The sequence below is a fragment of the bacterium genome, from assembly GCA_021372515.1.
Lineage (GTDB): Bacteria > Gemmatimonadota > Glassbacteria > GWA2-58-10 > GWA2-58-10 > JAJFUG01.
The window spans coordinates 1-15,901 of sequence record JAJFUG010000155.1 but is presented as its reverse complement, the minus strand read 5'-3'; the positions used below and the strand labels follow the sequence as shown (position 1 = coordinate 15,901).

11 protein-coding genes are annotated in these 15,901 nt (G+C 63.3%); 6 read left to right on the top strand and 5 right to left on the bottom strand.

The genetic code is table 11. The annotated features are described in order from the left end of the window. Positions 1-151: 151 nt before the first annotated feature. A complete protein-coding gene (locus LLH00_14560) occupies positions 152-910 on the top strand; it encodes a hypothetical protein (protein ID MCE5272498.1) in 759 nt (252 codons plus the stop codon). A gap of 18 nt (positions 911-928) precedes the next feature. On the opposite strand, the gene trxB is transcribed toward LLH00_14560, so the two are convergent. Continuing rightward, the gene (gene trxB, locus LLH00_14555) at positions 929-1,870 is read right to left on the bottom strand and encodes a thioredoxin-disulfide reductase (GenBank protein MCE5272497.1); all 942 of its coding nucleotides are present in this window, start codon (positions 1,868-1,870) and stop codon (positions 929-931) included. A 226-nt stretch (positions 1,871-2,096) separates the two neighbouring features. Here trxB and LLH00_14550 point away from each other — a divergent pair, with 226 nt between their 5' ends. From LLH00_14550 to LLH00_14530, 5 genes are all read left to right on the top strand, one after another. After that, complete coding sequence (locus tag LLH00_14550) at positions 2,097-2,762, top strand: HU family DNA-binding protein (protein ID MCE5272496.1); 666 nt, start codon at positions 2,097-2,099, stop codon at positions 2,760-2,762. Between the two features lie 165 nt (positions 2,763-2,927). Continuing rightward, positions 2,928-3,644 carry a signal peptidase I gene (gene lepB, locus LLH00_14545; GenBank protein ID MCE5272495.1) on the top strand — a complete coding sequence of 239 codons (717 nt, stop codon included), beginning with the start codon at positions 2,928-2,930 and terminating at the stop codon, positions 3,642-3,644. Positions 3,645-3,692: 48 nt separating this feature from the next. Further along, positions 3,693-4,448, top strand: coding sequence for a signal peptidase I (lepB, locus tag LLH00_14540; protein ID MCE5272494.1), 756 nt, complete (start codon positions 3,693-3,695; stop codon positions 4,446-4,448). Between the two features lie 25 nt (positions 4,449-4,473). After that, positions 4,474-5,232, top strand: coding sequence for a signal peptidase I (gene lepB, locus LLH00_14535; protein MCE5272493.1), 759 nt, complete (start codon positions 4,474-4,476; stop codon positions 5,230-5,232). A 61-nt stretch (positions 5,233-5,293) separates the two neighbouring features. Further along, positions 5,294-6,151 (top strand): sigma-70 family RNA polymerase sigma factor, encoded by an 858-nt coding sequence (locus LLH00_14530; protein ID MCE5272492.1) that lies wholly within the window; start codon positions 5,294-5,296, stop codon positions 6,149-6,151. Between the two features lie 671 nt (positions 6,152-6,822). On the opposite strand, the gene LLH00_14525 is transcribed toward LLH00_14530, so the two are convergent. From LLH00_14525 to LLH00_14510, 4 genes are all read right to left on the bottom strand, one after another. Continuing rightward, positions 6,823-9,027: a beta-N-acetylhexosaminidase gene (locus LLH00_14525; GenBank protein ID MCE5272491.1), complete on the bottom strand. Its 2,205-nt coding sequence runs from the start codon at positions 9,025-9,027 to the stop codon at positions 6,823-6,825. A gap of 24 nt (positions 9,028-9,051) precedes the next feature. Next, positions 9,052-11,409, bottom strand: coding sequence for an N-acetylmuramoyl-L-alanine amidase (locus tag LLH00_14520; protein MCE5272490.1), 2,358 nt, complete (start codon positions 11,407-11,409; stop codon positions 9,052-9,054). Positions 11,410-12,352: 943 nt separating this feature from the next. Beyond that, on the bottom strand, positions 12,353-13,996 hold the full coding sequence (gene hcp, locus LLH00_14515) for a hydroxylamine reductase (GenBank protein ID MCE5272489.1): 1,644 nt from the start codon (positions 13,994-13,996) through the stop codon (positions 12,353-12,355). A 369-nt stretch (positions 13,997-14,365) separates the two neighbouring features. Further along, positions 14,366-15,610: a cobalamin-dependent protein gene (locus LLH00_14510; GenBank protein MCE5272488.1), complete on the bottom strand. Its 1,245-nt coding sequence runs from the start codon at positions 15,608-15,610 to the stop codon at positions 14,366-14,368. Between the last annotated feature and the right edge of the window lie 291 nt (positions 15,611-15,901).

Genomic DNA, 15,901 nt, shown 5'->3' with positions numbered 1-15,901 from the left:
GAGTGCACATCCCGGCTGACAATTTCCGGCGGAGGTGTTACCCGTTGAGGAACACACGCCGGTGCTCAAAAAGCGGTTTTGTATTCATAAATTGTTATAATTTATCAGATAGGGGAAAAGTGTATTTTGGCGTGTAAAATGCAGATAATCGTTGGCAAAGAAAATGAAATCCCCGTCTGAACAATTCAGCAAAGGGTGGGAGATGCGAATTGCAGCCTGCGGCGTTTTGCTTATGATTATCCTGTCGATTGCCTGCTCGGAGGACTCGCTTCCTTTCGGGCCGGAAAGCCTGGCCGAAAGCGAGCTGGTTTATTTCCCATTGCAGAAGGGATATAAGGCGCAGTACTCGTATTATTATAAATACTTGCAAGTTTCCTACTGGGAAGACTCGTACGGCCTGGCGAGATGTTTCCGAAAAGACGGCATGTTAAACCTGGAAGTGATCGACACGCATGTAAAAGAATCTGAAAAAGAAATTTTCTATAAAATCAGGACCGCGTTCTCACTGCAAGCGGATTATTACTTCATCAATCCTGAAGATACGATCTGGCAAAGCGTCCCTGACTCCATTACGATCAAAGAGTACGATCTGATGCTCAAAAACGGCTCTTTATGGTACGTAGAAAACGCGCCAAGCTTCGAACAGCTCGACGCGGGTGACACTACGCTGATGATGGCCTCTCCAATCGGATGCGGAGGAAAGATGTACCTGAGGCTGTTCCCGTTTTCAACCGAGGATGGCTTTTATTCGACGGGGGTATATGGCGATACGTGTAAATACGGTTCTAATTCAGAAACTTATGCCGCGATGCTTAAAAACAAAGGGATACTCAATGTAGTATTCCGTCAAACAAGCGGTGGAATACACTTTGACGAAGAGCATGTTGTGAGGTGCGATTTGATCGAATAGGGCCGCACAGGGCGGCCCTCATTCCCTGGCGGCCAGCCATTTTTCGGCGTCCAGGCTGGCCCGGCAGCCCATCCCGGCCGCGGTGATCGCCTGGCGGTAACGGTGGTCCACCACGTCCCCGGCCGCGAACACCCCCGGCACACTGGTCATTGTGCCGTCGAACGTGAGAATATATCCCTCGGCGTCCATTTCCACCTGCCCCGCAAAGGGCTGCGAGTTGGGCGTGTGCCCGATCGCCATGAAAATCCCGTCCAGCTCCCGCTCGCTCGTCTGTCCGCTCTTCACGTTCTTCAGCCGCACCGCGTACACCCCGCGCGCGTCATCGCCCAGCACCTCCTCCACCACGCTGTCCCGGATGATTTCGATCTTGGGGTTGGAGCGCACCCGCTCGATCATGATCTTCGAGGCGCGGAACTCGCTACGGCGGTGGATCAGGGCCACCTCGGAGGCGAAACGCGCGATGAACGAGACCTCCTCCATGGCCGAGTCCCCTCCGCCCACCACGGCCACCCGCTTGCCGCGGTAGAAAAAGGCGTCACAGGTGGCGCAGGTGCTCACCCCGCGGCCCATGAACCTGCGCTCGGAGGGCAGGCCCAGAAGCCGCGGGCTGGCCCCGGTGGCGATAATCACACTCTCGGCCTGCCAGGAGTCCTGATCGGACTTGAGGAGCAGTCTGTCAGCCGAAAAGTCCACGCTTTCGATCCCGCGCGGGGCGAAAGTCGCCCCGAACCGGGCCGCCTGGCGCTTGAGCGTGTCCATCAGCTCGGGGCCCTGGATGCCGTTCTCGAACCCGGGAAAGTTTTCCACCTCGGTGGTGGTGGTGAGCTGTCCGCCGGGCAGGTCGCCCTCGAACACCAGCGGCTCCAGGCCCGCCCGCGCCGAGTAGATCGCCGCGGTGAGCCCGGCCGCACCGCTGCCCACGATGGCCTGACGGAGGCGGGTGATTTTTTCTGTAACCATCTGTCCAACACTCCTGTCTTAAAATAGGTAAACTCCGGCCCCGACCCTCGGAACCGGCTCTGTATTTTCGTTTTGCGACACTATATAATAAGGGAATGCGGCGTGGTCTGCAAATTTACCCTCCACGGCTTGACATCCGGGTGCCGGCCGTGGTAAAGTCTTCGGGTGATAATTGCAGAAAACCCGAAAAACGCGGAACATAATCCAGTCAAAGGCAGGGAAAAAAATGGCAAAGGAGTTGTTCGGCCAATATCTGATCCGGCGCGGACTCGTAAGTCAGGAGGACATCGAGGAGGCGCTGATGCTGCAGGACATCCTCAAGGACAGTCTGGGCGCGGTGGCCCTGGCCAACGACATCATCACATACAGAGACGTGGGAAGTATCCTGGAGCAGGTGGACCGCACGGGCTTGACATTCGCCGAGTGCGCCGTGGAGCTGGGTATCCTGACCCGCGCGCAGGAGGAACATCTGCGGGCGAAGGATGAGGTCTGCCGTATCCGGATCGGCCAGTTGCTGGTGGCCACGGCCAAGCTGCCCCGCCAGGAGCTCGAAACCGAGCTGGCGGAGTTCTACCGTCAGCGGCAGCTCACCCCCTCGCCCAGCCTGACCCGGGCCGACCTGGTGGAACGGGTGGCCGAGCGTAGCGGTCTGGGGCGCGACACGGTGAAAAAGGTCCTCGAGGAGGTGCTGAGCGTGGTGGGCGACACCCTGGCCGGTGGCGGGCAGGTGCGCCTGCGCGGGTTCGGGGCTTTCATCACCCGCGAGCAGCCGGCCCATGCGGTGCGTGATCCGCGCAGCGGCAGCAGTCTCAAGGTGCCGTCCCGGCGGGTTGCGCGGCTCGAATTCGCCCGGGCCCTGCGCCGGATGGTGGAGCAGGGCAAGGGTTGCTGAGGAGGTTGGGCGGGCTTCGTCGAAAAGCGGATTATCATTGACATTTTTTGCTAAATCTGGTTATAATTAGAGGTTCACCGGATTCAGTCGAGTAAAGCTTGAGCAATTGTGTAACTTTATCATTTTTAACAAGTTGAATATCCGGTAGGAAGACCGAACGGCGACATGAAAAATGAGTTCGTAAAAGAATGGGGCAAGTCGCTCGGTCTGGCTTTTTTGCTCTTTCTGATAATCAGGGCCTTCCTCGTGCAGGCCTTTAAAATCCCCACCGGATCGATGGAAAATACGCTTTTGGTGGGGGATTTTCTTTTAGTCAACAAAATGGTCTACGGGGCGACCACGCCGCGCAAGCTGCCGTTCGTAGATGTATCGCTCCCGTATTTCCGTCTGCCGGCGGTTGAGAACCCGAAACGGGGTGACATAGTCGTCTTCGAATACCCGCAGGACCGTTCGCTCGATTTCGTCAAGCGCTGCGTGGCAGTGGGCGGAGACACCGTGGAGATGCGGGACAAGGTGCTGTATGTAAACGGGGTGCCGCAGGATGAGCCCTTCACCCAGCATACGGATCCCAACATTCTCAGGCGTGAGGACCGGGCGTTCGACCCGAACAAGTTCGACTGGCAGTACGAGTACATGGTGGATTCGGCGCGGCAGCAGTTGCAGGGCAACTACGAGCCGACGCGTGACAATTTCGGTCCGCTCTGGGTCCCGGAGGGCAAATATTTTTGTCTTGGGGACAACCGCGACGCCTCCTTGGACAGCCGTTACTGGGGGTTTGTGGACCGCAGTCTGATCAAGGGCCGTCCGATCATCCTGTATTTCTCGTGGGACAGCCGGCGCTGGCTGCCGCGTTTCGGCCGGATAGGACGGATTGTTGGCTGAACCGGCGAACGCAGATCGCCAAGCGGGGTAGAAAGGGTGAGGGTGAGGATGAAAAAGAAAACAGCGTCTCAAAATATAAAAACCCCGGTCGGCCGGGGACGGCGCCTGGCGCTGGAATCGGTCCGCACCCTGGGTGTGGCCCTGGCGCTGTTCCTGCTCGTGCTGCGGCCGTTCGTTCTGCAGGGCTATTATGTGCCCACCGGCTCGATGGAGAAAAATATCCTGCCCGGTGACCTGCTACTGGTGGAAAAACTCTCCTACGGCGGGATAACCCCCCAGCGGCTGCCCCTGACCAAGACGGAGCTGCCACGCTTCCACATGCCGGGTTTTTCGGCGCCCGAGCGGGGGGATATAATAGTCCTCGAGCCGCCGTTCGACCGCAGCGTGCCCTATGTCAAGCGCTGCATGGGTCTGGCCGGGGACACCGTGGAGATGCGGGACAAGACCCTGTACGTGAACGGGGTGCGACAGGACGAGCCCTACGTGCGGCATGTCGACCCGACCGTGCAGCCCCGGGGCGAACGGATGTTCTCCCGCCCGGATTACACGTGGCAGGCGCGCTATCTGGCCCGCCCGGAGGATGGCTCGCAGTATTGCCCGAACCGGGACAATTTCGGGCCGCTGGTGGTGCCGCAGGGCGCCTATTTCTGTCTGGGCGACAACCGCGATGACAGCTACGACAGCCGCTACTGGGGTTTCGTGGACCGGGACCTGGTGCTCGGGCGGCCACTGGTGATCTACTTTTCGTGGGACAAAGAGCATTATTTTCCGCGCTTCGACCGGATCGGGCGGATAATCCAGTAGCGCGGGGCCGGACCGAGGCGGGGGCGTGGAAGAGCAGTTGCAGGAAAGCGAGCCGTCGGCCAAGGCTCCCGGATTGGGCGAGTGGGTCAAGTCGACCCTTTTCGGCGTGCTGTTCTTTCTGCTGATAGTGAGGCCGTTCCTGCTCCAGGCCTATCACGTGCCCTCCGGCTCGATGGAGCGCACGCTGCTGCCGGGTGATTTCCTGCTGGTGAACAAGGCTGTTTTCGGCTCGGAATCTCCCAGCCGGGTGCCGTTCACCGGGGTGAAACTGCCCAGTTTCCGTCTGCCCGGCTACGAGCGGCCCGAGCGCGGGGATGTGCTGGTGTTCGAGTACCCGCTCGACCGGACCCAGGAGTATGTGAAACGCTGTGTGGCCGTGGGCGGCGACACGGTGGCGATGCGGGACAAGGTGCTCTATGTGAACGGGGTGCGCCAGGATGAGCCGTACGCGCAGCATGTGGACCCCGAGGTGCGCTGTGAGCGTAACCGTCTGTTCGAGCCGAATAAGTTCGCCTGGCAGCTCGACTATTTAGTGGAGGGAGCCGACCCGGACAGAATTGACGATCCGCGCAGCCACCCGACCCGCGACAATTTCGGGCCGCTGGTGGTGCCGGCGGGCAAATTTTTCTGTCTGGGCGACAACCGCGACACCTCCAGCGACAGCCGGTTCTGGGGTTTCGTGGACCGCGATCTGATCAAGGGAAGGCCGTTGATACTATATTTCTCCTGGGACAGCGCTCGCAACCTGCCCCGTTTCAACAGGATTGCGCAATTGATTCAATAACCCGCCGGAAAATGTGCTGTTTGTCTCACAGCTATACAGATGAGCCAGGAGCCGTGAATAAATGAAGGCGAATCAGCAGAAAAAGTCTTACTTCGACGAAGGGTCGCTCGACCTATATCTCAAGGAGATCAGCAACTACCCGTTGCTGACCCGGGAAGAGGAAATCGAGCTGGCCAAAACAATCAAGAAAGGCTGCCAGAAATCCCTGGAAAAGCTGACCCGCAGCAACCTGCGTTTCGTGGTGAGCGTGGCCAAAAAATACCAGAACCAGGGGGTTTCGCTGGCCGACCTGATCAACGAGGGCAATGTCGGCCTGATTCGCGCAGCGCACAAGTTCGATGAGACGAAGGGCATCAAGTTCATCTCGTACGCGGTCTGGTGGATCCGCCAGGCGATCCTGCAGGCCCTGGCCGAGCAGAGCCGGATCGTGCGCGTGCCGCTGAACCGTGCCGGCACGCTCTACAAGATCGGCAAGAAAAGCAACATGCTGACCCAGGAGCTGGGCCGCAAGCCCACGGTGGAGGAGATCGCCGAGGGCATGGACATCAGCCTGGAGGAGATACGCAAGACCCTCTCGATCTCGCAGTCGCACCTGTCGCTGGATGCCCCGCTCACCCCGGGCGAGGACAACCGGCTGCTCGACTACCTGCCCGATAACTATAACCGCGGGCCGGCCGAGAGTGCGTTCGAGAACGCCCTGTCCAGCGCGATCGAGGAATCGCTGGGCACGCTCAAGGACCGCGAGGCCAAGATACTGCGCCTGTATTTCGGGCTGGGCGGCCAGGAACCGATGACCCTGGAGCAGATCGGCTCGGTGCTGGGGATCACCCGCGAGCGTGTGCGCCAGATCAAGGAAAAGGCGATCAGCCGTCTGCGGCATGTCTCGCGCAGCCGCGCCCTGCAGTCGTTCCTGAACTGAGGACGGGCGGACGGTAGGAAAAGATACACGAATATAGATGTAGGGGCGGGTCTAAGACCCGCCCCTTTTGTTTTGCGTCTTGGTTGAACGAATCCCCAACCGAGGGGGATTTGAAAAAAAGGCACGGCATGCCATGCCCCTACGACAGAAGACTTTGCCTTTCGCAGGGGTGAACCTTGTGTTCGCCCGGCATTTCTTTCCGTCCTTTCGGTCTTGCCCAGCAATGTCCGGTTAGGAACTTGCAGTGAGAAGCCGAAAGACCCTTTTCTGCTTTGGTTTCGGCCAAAGCAGCAAAGCCAGCGGGGGCCGCAAACTCGTCCAGACCACGCCTCCGCTTCGATCTTAAGTGTTTACGGAGTGTTGATACCGCTCGCGCGATGCAGCGGCGGCGCTGCCGCGAATCGCCGCCGGACCGTGAAGCAGTCGAAAGCTTGGCCTTTTCACTCGCTGCTGAACGCTGCCCTGGCGGGAGGCTCAGACAGGTGCGGCCCCCAAAGACAAAGCGGCGTCCTTGGCGGCCGCATATAGGCAAAAACAGAAGTATTGCCCCCCCCCGGCCCCCCAGTGGCGTCTGGTCCTGCTCTTGGCCGTAACCAAGAGAACGCAAGAGCCTTTCGGGCACGGCATGGCGTGCCCCAACATTTTTATAATCAGTTCGGTGCAAAGCCACCCTACAAGTCGTCGTCCTCCTCCATATCACCCCCCGCGGTGGCTTTCCCCTGGCCGCCGCTCAGCGCATCCGGCCAGGCGCGGCCGTACCAGTCGATGTAGGCCTTGAGCTTGGCGAGGTAGTCCTCCAGCCCCAGCTTTTCCTCGTCATACAGCATAAACGACAGGTCAGGCCGACGGTTGGCGAAATTGTGCTGACGGTCCCGGGCGTGGAGGTATTTTTTCTCGGGCGTGGACATGCCCTTGGGAAGCTGGCTTTTCTCCCAGGTGGCCTTGATCCGCGCATAGAGCGCGTCGCGGCTGTCCAGGCTCTGCCGGACCATGCCCGCGGCCTCGATCAGCTTGGCCCGGGCTGCGGCGTGGTCGGCGAAGTGCAGCTCGCTGGCTTCGCCCACTGTGCGCTCCAGGCGCGAGAGCATAAGGTAGACCCGCGCCGTATGCTCGAAAAGATCGGCCAGGCAGCCGAACAGCTCAAAATCGTAAGAGTTGGCCGCCCCGGCCTGCATGTTCAGACGGCAGAGCGCGCGGGCGCGCCGCATCAACGGGATTATGGCCCTGGCTTTCTCCACCCGCTCGCGGTACTGCGTGTTCCAGAACGGGTCGTATTCCAGGTCGTCGCGCGGAAGGTCGGGCAGGTGGGTCTTACCCACTTCGCCCCAGTGCCAGACCCGCCGCTCGAACGATTCCATGTAGAAATAGCTGCCCCGGCTGAGAAGGCCGTACAACTCCTGGACATCCACCGAGCGCGGGCCGTAGTAGTTGCTGAAGAACCTTTCCCGGAACTCCTCCCAGCCCGGCTGGCCGCCGCTCCAGGCGTACTCGGCCGCGGTGACATAGCGCAGCATCCAGCCCTGGTTGTGCACGCCGGAGCAGTTCCAGCTCGTGGCCACGATCCCATCGTACAGGCCGCTGCGGGCGGCCGCCCCCACGGCCTTGGCCGAAAGCTCCAGGCAGCCGGGCGCTTCGCGGCCCGTGTCATCCAGACGGTACAGGTAGGGCAGGAACAGGTGCTCGATCCCGGGGTTAGGGTCGTAGAACCAGAGCGGGTAGCCAGCCTGCTCGATCGTTCGGTCCTCATCCCGGCCTTCGCCGAACGTGATCAGCCCGGCTGGTGGCGCGGCTTTCTCGCCCGGGCGGAACTCGCCGCCCCAGCTCATCACCTGGCGGCCTTTCTGCGTCACGTGTTCGGCCACGCGGTGCAGGAAAAGCTGCATCAGCCCGTATCGCCCGATCTCGCGGGCTTTCTCCGCGCAGCCGCAGACGGCGCCTGTGCCCAGCTCCCAGGTCTCATCCGTGCCCACGTGCAGGTAGCGGCTGCCTGGTGTGGCCGCGATGGCCTCGTCCCAGAGGTCGAACAGCAGCCTGTAGCTCCCCTCCTTGAGCGGGCAGATTTCCCAGTTGGAGGCGGGTATCTCGCGCAGATCGTGATACTGCGGCCACTTGAGGATATAGCTCACATGGCCCAGACCCTGCACCAGCGGCACGAGCTGGATGTGATATTGTGCGGCCAGGCGGGTGAAAGCCTGCATCTGCTCCGGGGTGAACGCCCCCGGAGCGCCGATCTCGGGGTGGCTGCGGTAGGCGAACTTGTCCTCCCACTCCCAGATCAGCATGTTGATCTTGTAGTGGGCGAGGACCCGGATGAAGCCCTCGACATAGTCCGCTTTTTCCTGGAAGTGTTTTGTGTCGTAGTGTACTGCGCGCACTGCGATATCGGGCCAGTCCTCGATCACAAGCCCCGGCACGGCGGGTGATTCGCGGCGCTGGACAACACACTGAAGAAGAGTCTGTACTCCGTAGAATAACCCCTGGGCCGTGTTGGCCCGGACAGTGAGCCCCTCCGGCGAGCTTTCCAGCACATAGCCCTGGGGGCCGACTTTCTCCGGGGCCCCGGTGAGGCTCAGGCTGACTGTCTGCACTCCGGGCTGGGCCTCGCCGACCCGGCAGTCCAGGCCCCAATCCTTTGACAGGCCGCGGCAGAGTGCCTCCGCCGCGAAACGGGCCTCGGCGCTCGCGGCCGACTGGTCGAGCACGACTGCCAGGGGGCCGTGCAGGGCGCAGTCCTCACCAATCAGGCGAACCTGTTGCGGGTAGGGGATAAGGTTGATCCCGGCCCGGCCGAGCGGGGTCTGCGTCAGGGCGAAAGCGGAGGCGGCTGCGGCAAACAGTAAGACTGTGGCGGTCAAGGCTGCAAAATGTTTATGCATGCGCACCTCCGAAGAGAAGACGGTTTAATCGCCCCCCAGCAGGATTTCCGCCCGGTGCCCGGTGGTGGCGGTCTGCGGGCCGTAGCAGCGTCCCCCGGCCTCGACCGTGAGGCTGTGGCCGCCCGGCCCGGCGTTCTGGAACAGGAACCGTCCCTGGCTGTCGGTCTGGGTGGGCAGCCAACTGTCCAGCCAGACCAGCGCTTCCGGCACCACGTGCCCGTGGCCGTCGCTCACCCGTCCGCTCAGGTGCGGGTTGTCGCCCCCGGGGGTCCAGCCGGACCAGACCGCGAGGGCCTCGAACACGGCCTGGGCCTCGGCCCGGCACGCGGCTGGGGAGGACAGGAGGTTCTCGGCGACAGTGTCGGCCAGGGAAGCGGCGCACACCAGCACCGCCGGGCAGCTCACCTGCTGGATAAGGCGCTGAGTGCCGCCCGCCGCGCCGCGCCAGGGACAGCCGGCGAAGCCTTTCAGGTTGACCGCGGCCAGGACGGCCAGACGGCGGCCCTCCTCGCTCGCCGGGTAGTGGTAGACCACCGTGGCCGCGCGCGGGGCTTTTTTGCTCACCGCGCCGGAATGGGTCACCGAGACCAGCACCGCCGGGTCGAAATCCTCGCTCCGGTTGACCCGCTCCCAGGCCCCGGCTCCTTCCTCGAACTGACGGGTAACCAGCACCGTGGCCCCGGCGCGCTCCAGATAATCACGCAGGTAGGCGCAGACCCGCCAGTTGACATCCGACTCGCGCGTGCCCAGGGCTCCGGTCTCGCCCGCGCTCTCTCCGCCCGCGGCCGGGTCGAGGGCGATCCTCTTGCCGAGCAGCGTCCCGCCCAGGGCTGGCACGAGCCGCACCCGCTCCAGAAATCCGCGCCCTGCGCTCAGCTCCAGGTTCAGCGCCTGGGGCACGTAACCCGGGCATTCGACCACGAGCGGGCAGGGGCCGCCGCTCAGGCCCGCCAGGCTCAGCCAGCCCTCGGCGTCACAGTTGAACACTCCGCCGCCGGGAAAGCTCACCCGGGCCGTGCCGCGGATCAAGCCGCCGCGGCTGTCCTCCACCTGAAGCACCAGCACGGTCGCCTGGACCGGTCCGATCTCCACCCCGGCCGTGCCGCTGACATCCCCGCAGGAGGCGGTCACGCTCAGGTTGTGGTTGGCCGCGGGAATCACTTCGCAGAAAGCCCGCCCCCCGGAGGTGAGAACGGTGCGCGGGGGAAGGTTGGGGTCGGAGAACTCGAACAGCACCCAGGTGCTGTCCGCCACCGGCAGGCCGCGGCGGTCGGAAACCCGGGCGGTGAACTTGACCGGAGTCACCCCATCCAGCGGGACACGGCCCAGACTGGAGGATAGTTCCACGTGCGCCGGGGGCACCGCCACCTGGAACTGGGCCAGGGCCTCGCGGGCGGCGTTGCCGCGCAGGTTGCGCACCCGCACAGCGGCCAGGTGATTGCCGTTGGGCAGGCCCTCCAGGGTGGCGTCCAGGCGGCCACGGGACTGGTCGTAGCTGAACGGCACCGGAGCGCCATCCACCGTGACCTCGATCGCCTGCGGGTCGATCCCGCCGCCGCGCAGCTCATCCCGCACGCCGGCGCTCAGGCGCGCCTGAAGCTCCTGCGCCGGGGCGCCGGGGCCCACGGTAAGGTCCTCGACCAGCGGCACCCCGCGGCTCAGGTAGTCGACCAGGCCCAGAAGGTAGGAATAGGCCTCCAGCTGACGGGCCGCGGCGCCGCGCAGTTTCGATTCCGTGCCTGGGTGGCTCAGGTAGCTCGCCTCGCCCAGGACCGCGGTGCGGTCGTTGTGCCGAAGGACATAATAGTTGCCCGGACGCAGGTACTTGCGGCTCAGGCCCAGGTCCGCCGAAAGGCGTGCGTGGATGAAACGCGCCAGGTCGAGCGAGGGTCCGGTGTCGCCGCGCTTATAATAGGTCTCGGTGGCGTTGTAGTGGCTGCCCGGAGCGCCGGGGCTGTTGTGGTGGATGGAAAGGAAAATCATCCCGCTGTCGGAGTCGGCGCTGTCCACCCGGGCGGCCAGGTCGGCGTGTAGCGGGCCGCTGGCCCCGGCGGGCAGGAGGTCGGCATCCACGCTGCGGGTGAGGCTCACCCGGGCGCCGTAGCCTGCCAGCAGGTCGCGCAGGATCAGCGCCACGGCCAGGTTGACCTCTTTCTCGGTCAGCCCGCCCGGGCCGATAGCGCCGCTGTAGCGTCCGCCGTGGCCCGGATCGAGCACGATCCGTTGCCCCTCCAGCACGCTGAAATCATAGCCCGCATAGCTGAGCGCCCGGGGGCCGTAGCCCGCCGGGTCGCCTTTCTTGAGCGCCGCGCAGCCGGCCAGGCCCAGGCCCAGCGCCGCCAGCGCGAAAATGACCGCATACAGCTTTCTTGACCGTCGCATATCCCGCAAGCCCCGTCTCTGGTGTTGGCTGTCTATATTCGTTTTAAGTACCGGTACAGGGCCTAAATTACAGCCGCGGGCCGCCTGAGGCAAGAGAAGAGGGGGGCACGATAGTAACGTGCTGTTGCATTCTCAAAACGGCCGCTTCGCTATGGCGGGAGCAAGCCGCAGGGGCACGGCGCGCCGTGCCCGAAAGGCTCTTTATGTTCTCTGGGTTACGGCCAAGAGAACCAGAAGCCATTGGGGGGCCGTAAACTCGCCCCGGCATTCACGTTCTTTGAACCCGTGGTGTGCACGTGGGTTCTGCATGCTGCCTGCGGTGTGGGCGACGCTGGCGCTGACCGCCCGCCGGACCGCTGGAGCTTTGCCTCCGTTCGGTGTGCACGCGGCATTTGCTCCGCTCCTTTGACGAGGCTCGGACATACGGCCTCCCGGCGGCCTGCGGCCGCGTAGGGAAAAGCGCGATTTAACCTTAAGGCGGCTTCAGGCCGCAGGTTTTGTCTTTGGGGGCCGCACCTGTCTGAGCCTCCCGCCAGGCCAGCGTGCAATCGAGCGTAATGCGGCCCGGCCGGAAATAGTTCCGCGGTTCGGCGGCGATTCGCGGCAGCGCCGCCGCTGCAACGCGGCAGCGGAATCGATGCTTTGCGAACACTATAGTCAGAAATAGTGTCGCGGTTGGGACGAGGCAAGCGGCCCCCGCTGGCTTTGCTGCTTTGACCGAAACCAAAGCAGAAAAGGGTCTTTCGGCTTCTCACTGCAAGTTCCTAACCGGACATTGCTGGGCAAGACCGAAAGGACGGCAAGAAATTAATTATCGCTTTGGCAAAAAGCCGGTCAAAAAAACGTAGGGGCGACCGGCCGGTCGCCCCTACACCCGGAGATACAATTCTACGCTACAATCAGGCCGTTGCTTTCCAAGACCGGGGCGCGGCACGCCGTGACATTAAGCCAACGCCCCGGCCAGGTCTTTCTCCGGCGTTGAGACCGGCCGCAAGTTGAAAGTCTCCACCAGCACCTTGAGCACGTTCGGGCCGATGAAAGCCGGCAGGCTGGGGCCCAGGCGCATGTTCTTGATACCCAGATGCAGAAGGGTGAGCAGGATGCAGACCGCTTTCTGCTCGTACCAGCTCAGGATTATCGAGAGCGGCAGGTCGTTCACCCCGCAGCCGAACGCCTTGGCCAGGGCCAGGGCGATCTGTATCGCCGAGTAGGCGTCGTTGCACTGGCCGATGTCCAGAAGGCGCGGGATGCCCTCGATGTCGCCGAATTCGAGCTTGTTGAACCTGAACTTGCCGCAGGCCAGGGTGAGGATCAGCGAGTCGGAGGGGATTTTCTCGGCCAACTCGGTGTAGTAGTTGCGCCCCGGCTTGGCCCCATCGCAGCCGCCCACCAGGTAGAAATGTTTGATCCGTCCGGCCTTGACCAGCTCGATCACCTTGCCCGCCACGCCCAGCACCGCGTTGTGCGCGAAGCCCACGGTGATCTCTTTCAGAGCCTCGTCCTTCTTGAACCCCGGCGCGGCCAGGGCGGCCTGGATCACCGGGCCGAAATCGCGGTCCGCGATGTGGGTCACCCCGGGCCACTGGACCAGTCCGCAGGTGAAAATCCTCGCTTGGTAGCTTTCCTTGGGTTTCTGGATGCAGTTGGTGGTCATCAGGATTGCACCTGGGAACTCCTCGAACTCACGGCGCTGGTCCTGCCACGCGCCGCCGTAGTTGCCGGCCAGGTGCGGGTGTTTCTTGAGCCCGGGATAGCCGTGGGCCGGGAGCATCTCGCCGTGGGTGTAAATGTCGATCCCCTGGCCCGCGGTTTGTTCGAGCAGGGCCTGCAGATCGCGCAGATCGTGGCCCGAGACCAGGATACACTTGCCGGCGCGCGGGGTGACACGCACGCGGGTTGGCTCCGGGTGGCCGTAAGCCCCGGTGTTGGCCGCATCCAGCAACTCCATCACGCGCAGGTTGACCTCCCCGGTGCGCATGGCCATACTCACCAGTGAGTCCACATCCGAGGGATTGCCGGCCAGGAAATCCAGGGCCTCGTGGAAGAACGCGTACACGGCCGGGTCCTCGCTCCCCAGTATCCGGGCGTGATCGGCATAGGCGGCCATGCCTTTCAGGCCGTAGAGGATCAGCTCCTGCAGGCCCGAGACATCCGGCCCGAACTGACGGCGGCGGCTTTCGACCCCGGCTTCGAGGCCTTGGGAGACAAGTCCCGACTTGTCCGCGGCCGGCTCCCATATCGACGGTCCGCCGAGTGCCTCCGGCTGGACACCCTTCCCACGGCAGGCCCGCAGGTACAACTCGCGCGCCCCCGCCTTGACCGCCGCGCCCCGGCGGATGAACACCTCTATACTCGCCGGGTCGAAATTCACGTTCGTCACCGTGGTGAACAGCGCCTCGATGACGAACTGGTCGATCTCACGGTCGGAGGCGCCCAGGCGGCGCGCGTGGTGGGCGTACTGCGACACTCCTTTTGTCACCTGGACCAGAAGGTCCTGGAAGACCGCGGTCTCGGGGTCTTTGCCGCAGATACCGAAAGAGGTGCAGCCCGCACCGTTGGCGGTCTGTTCGCACTGATAGCAGAACATGCTCATGGCTTTGCTCCTTACCGGACAGAAAGTGCCTGCCGCTGTCTCCGGACAGTCCGGTGGCCTGGGCAGGCGGGTGTGAGTTTGTCCACGCGGGGAAACCGGTGGCGTGAATATCTGAATCGGAACCGCTGGTGATGAAAGGATGATACTAAAAACATATCAGGATAAGGATATCTTAAATTAGAACAAACAAGAGGGCCTGTCAAGAGCCGGACGGATTATTTTCGGAATGGGCGCGCGGAGGCTGCCCGGGCGCAGGCGCCCCAGGTGCAGGATACAATACATCCGGATCGGCCGGTTGTTCCCGAAGAAACGCGAAACGGCCGCCCGCGGGCGGCCGTTCCCGAAGTGCCGTTTTTGTCTCGCTCAAACGCGCTGGTAATTGGAGCCGCTCTCGAAGCCCTCGACCTTGAACAGCGGGTCATCCCCCACCAGCTCTTTCAAATCCTCCGGCCCGATCCGGTGGTAGAACGCCGGGACAAGCCAGCCGGGGTTGTCCTGAAGCGGCCCGCGCAGGAACGGGGTTTCATCGGGGTCCCGCACCAGGGACTCGCTGGTTGGAGTGCCGGGGTAGAGGCGGATCACGCTGTTGAGGCCCACGCTCTGCGCTCCCACCTGGCGCAGGCGCTCCAGGTCGCGCCGTATGCCCGCGGGCGTGTCGCCGGGCAGGCCGCAGAGGAAATCCACCGCCAGGCGCAGCCCGAACTCGTGGCACCAGGAGCCCAGGTGCGCGGCATGCTCCGGCCAGGAGCTGTCGCCGGTGGGCAGGCTCAGGGTGACCATCCAGGCCCCGCTGGCGGCCAGAAGGCGCAGCAACTCGCGTTCGGCCGGTGTGCTTTTAAGATAGAGCGCCCAGCGCAGGGGCAGCCGGGCCGCGATCAGGGCGTTGAGGAAACCGTAGCAGTGCTCCAGGTTCTGGTTGAACTCCGAGTCGCAGAGGTGGAACTCGCTGATCCCGAGTCCGGTCAGGTGTTGCAGCTCGCGCACCACGGCGGCCGGGTCACGGTAGAGCATGCGTCCGCCCGCCTCCGGACAGTAGGCGCAGCCACCCAGGCAGCCTTTCTGGGTCTCGAACCCGGCCAGGCCGCCCTGGGACAGGTAGGCCGGGTAATCGATATCCCGGCCGCGCTGCGTGACCTCCAGCGCCGGGTCGATCCCTGCGGCCCAGCCATCCAGAAGGGGATTCTCCGGCGGAGCGCCAGCCTCCAGGGCGGCGAGCAGCGCGGGCAGGGCTCGCTCCCCCGGGCCGACAATCCCATAGTCCGCGCCCAGGTACTGACGGGCTGTGCCGCGAAACGCGCTGAACCCCGCGCCCCCCAGGACCGTTATCACGCCCTCGGCCTTGAGCCGGGCGATCAGGGGCTTCATCTCGTCCAGGAAAAAGCGGTTGCCCAGGTAGAGCACGCTGTCCACGTTGCGCACCGTGACCGCGGCCAATGCGGGGCGGAAACTTTCCACGGCAGCGGCCAGGGCGGCCTCCGGGTCGGGAGCGAAAGTCAGGTCGGCGATGCGGGTGGTGTGGCCGGCCGCCTCCAGGGCCGCCTGAAGGTACTCCAGGGCCAGCGGCGGCACGGGCGGGGTGACGAAACGGTTGGGGTTGACCAGCAGCACGCGGCTCAAGACTCTCTCCTTTTTTCCGGCTAAGATATGGACTGTAGTGGCACGGCGCGCCGGGCCCGATTACTCAGGATTGAATCCCCCTCGATCCCAGCAATGTCCGGTTAGGTTTTTGCATAGAATGTTATGGGCGAACACAGTGTTCGTATCGGAATGACTCGATCCTGGGTTAAAGCCAAGCCTCGTGCGGCTGACAGGCCGCCGTTGTTGCCTTGGGGGGCCGCACCTGTCTGAGCCTCCCGCCAGGGCAGCGTGTAATCGAACGTGAAACGGCCGGGGCTGAAA

Bases quoted from the DNA above. Each gene is read 5' to 3' on its own strand.
- LLH00_14530 (MCE5272492.1), top strand. From the start codon at position 5,294: ATGAAGGCGAATCAGCAGAAAAAGTCTTACTTCGACGAAGGGTCGCTC.
- trxB (MCE5272497.1), bottom strand. From the start codon at position 1,870: ATGGTTACAGAAAAAATCACCCGCCTCCGTCAGGCCATCGTGGGCAGC.
- lepB (MCE5272495.1), top strand. From the start codon at position 2,928: ATGAAAAATGAGTTCGTAAAAGAATGGGGCAAGTCGCTCGGTCTGGCT.
- lepB (MCE5272494.1), top strand. From the start codon at position 3,693: ATGAAAAAGAAAACAGCGTCTCAAAATATAAAAACCCCGGTCGGCCGG.
- hcp (MCE5272489.1), bottom strand. From the start codon at position 13,996: ATGTTCTGCTATCAGTGCGAACAGACCGCCAACGGTGCGGGCTGCACC.
- LLH00_14520 (MCE5272490.1), bottom strand. From the start codon at position 11,409: ATGCGACGGTCAAGAAAGCTGTATGCGGTCATTTTCGCGCTGGCGGCG.
- LLH00_14525 (MCE5272491.1), bottom strand. From the start codon at position 9,027: ATGCATAAACATTTTGCAGCCTTGACCGCCACAGTCTTACTGTTTGCC.
- LLH00_14550 (MCE5272496.1), top strand. From the start codon at position 2,097: ATGGCAAAGGAGTTGTTCGGCCAATATCTGATCCGGCGCGGACTCGTA.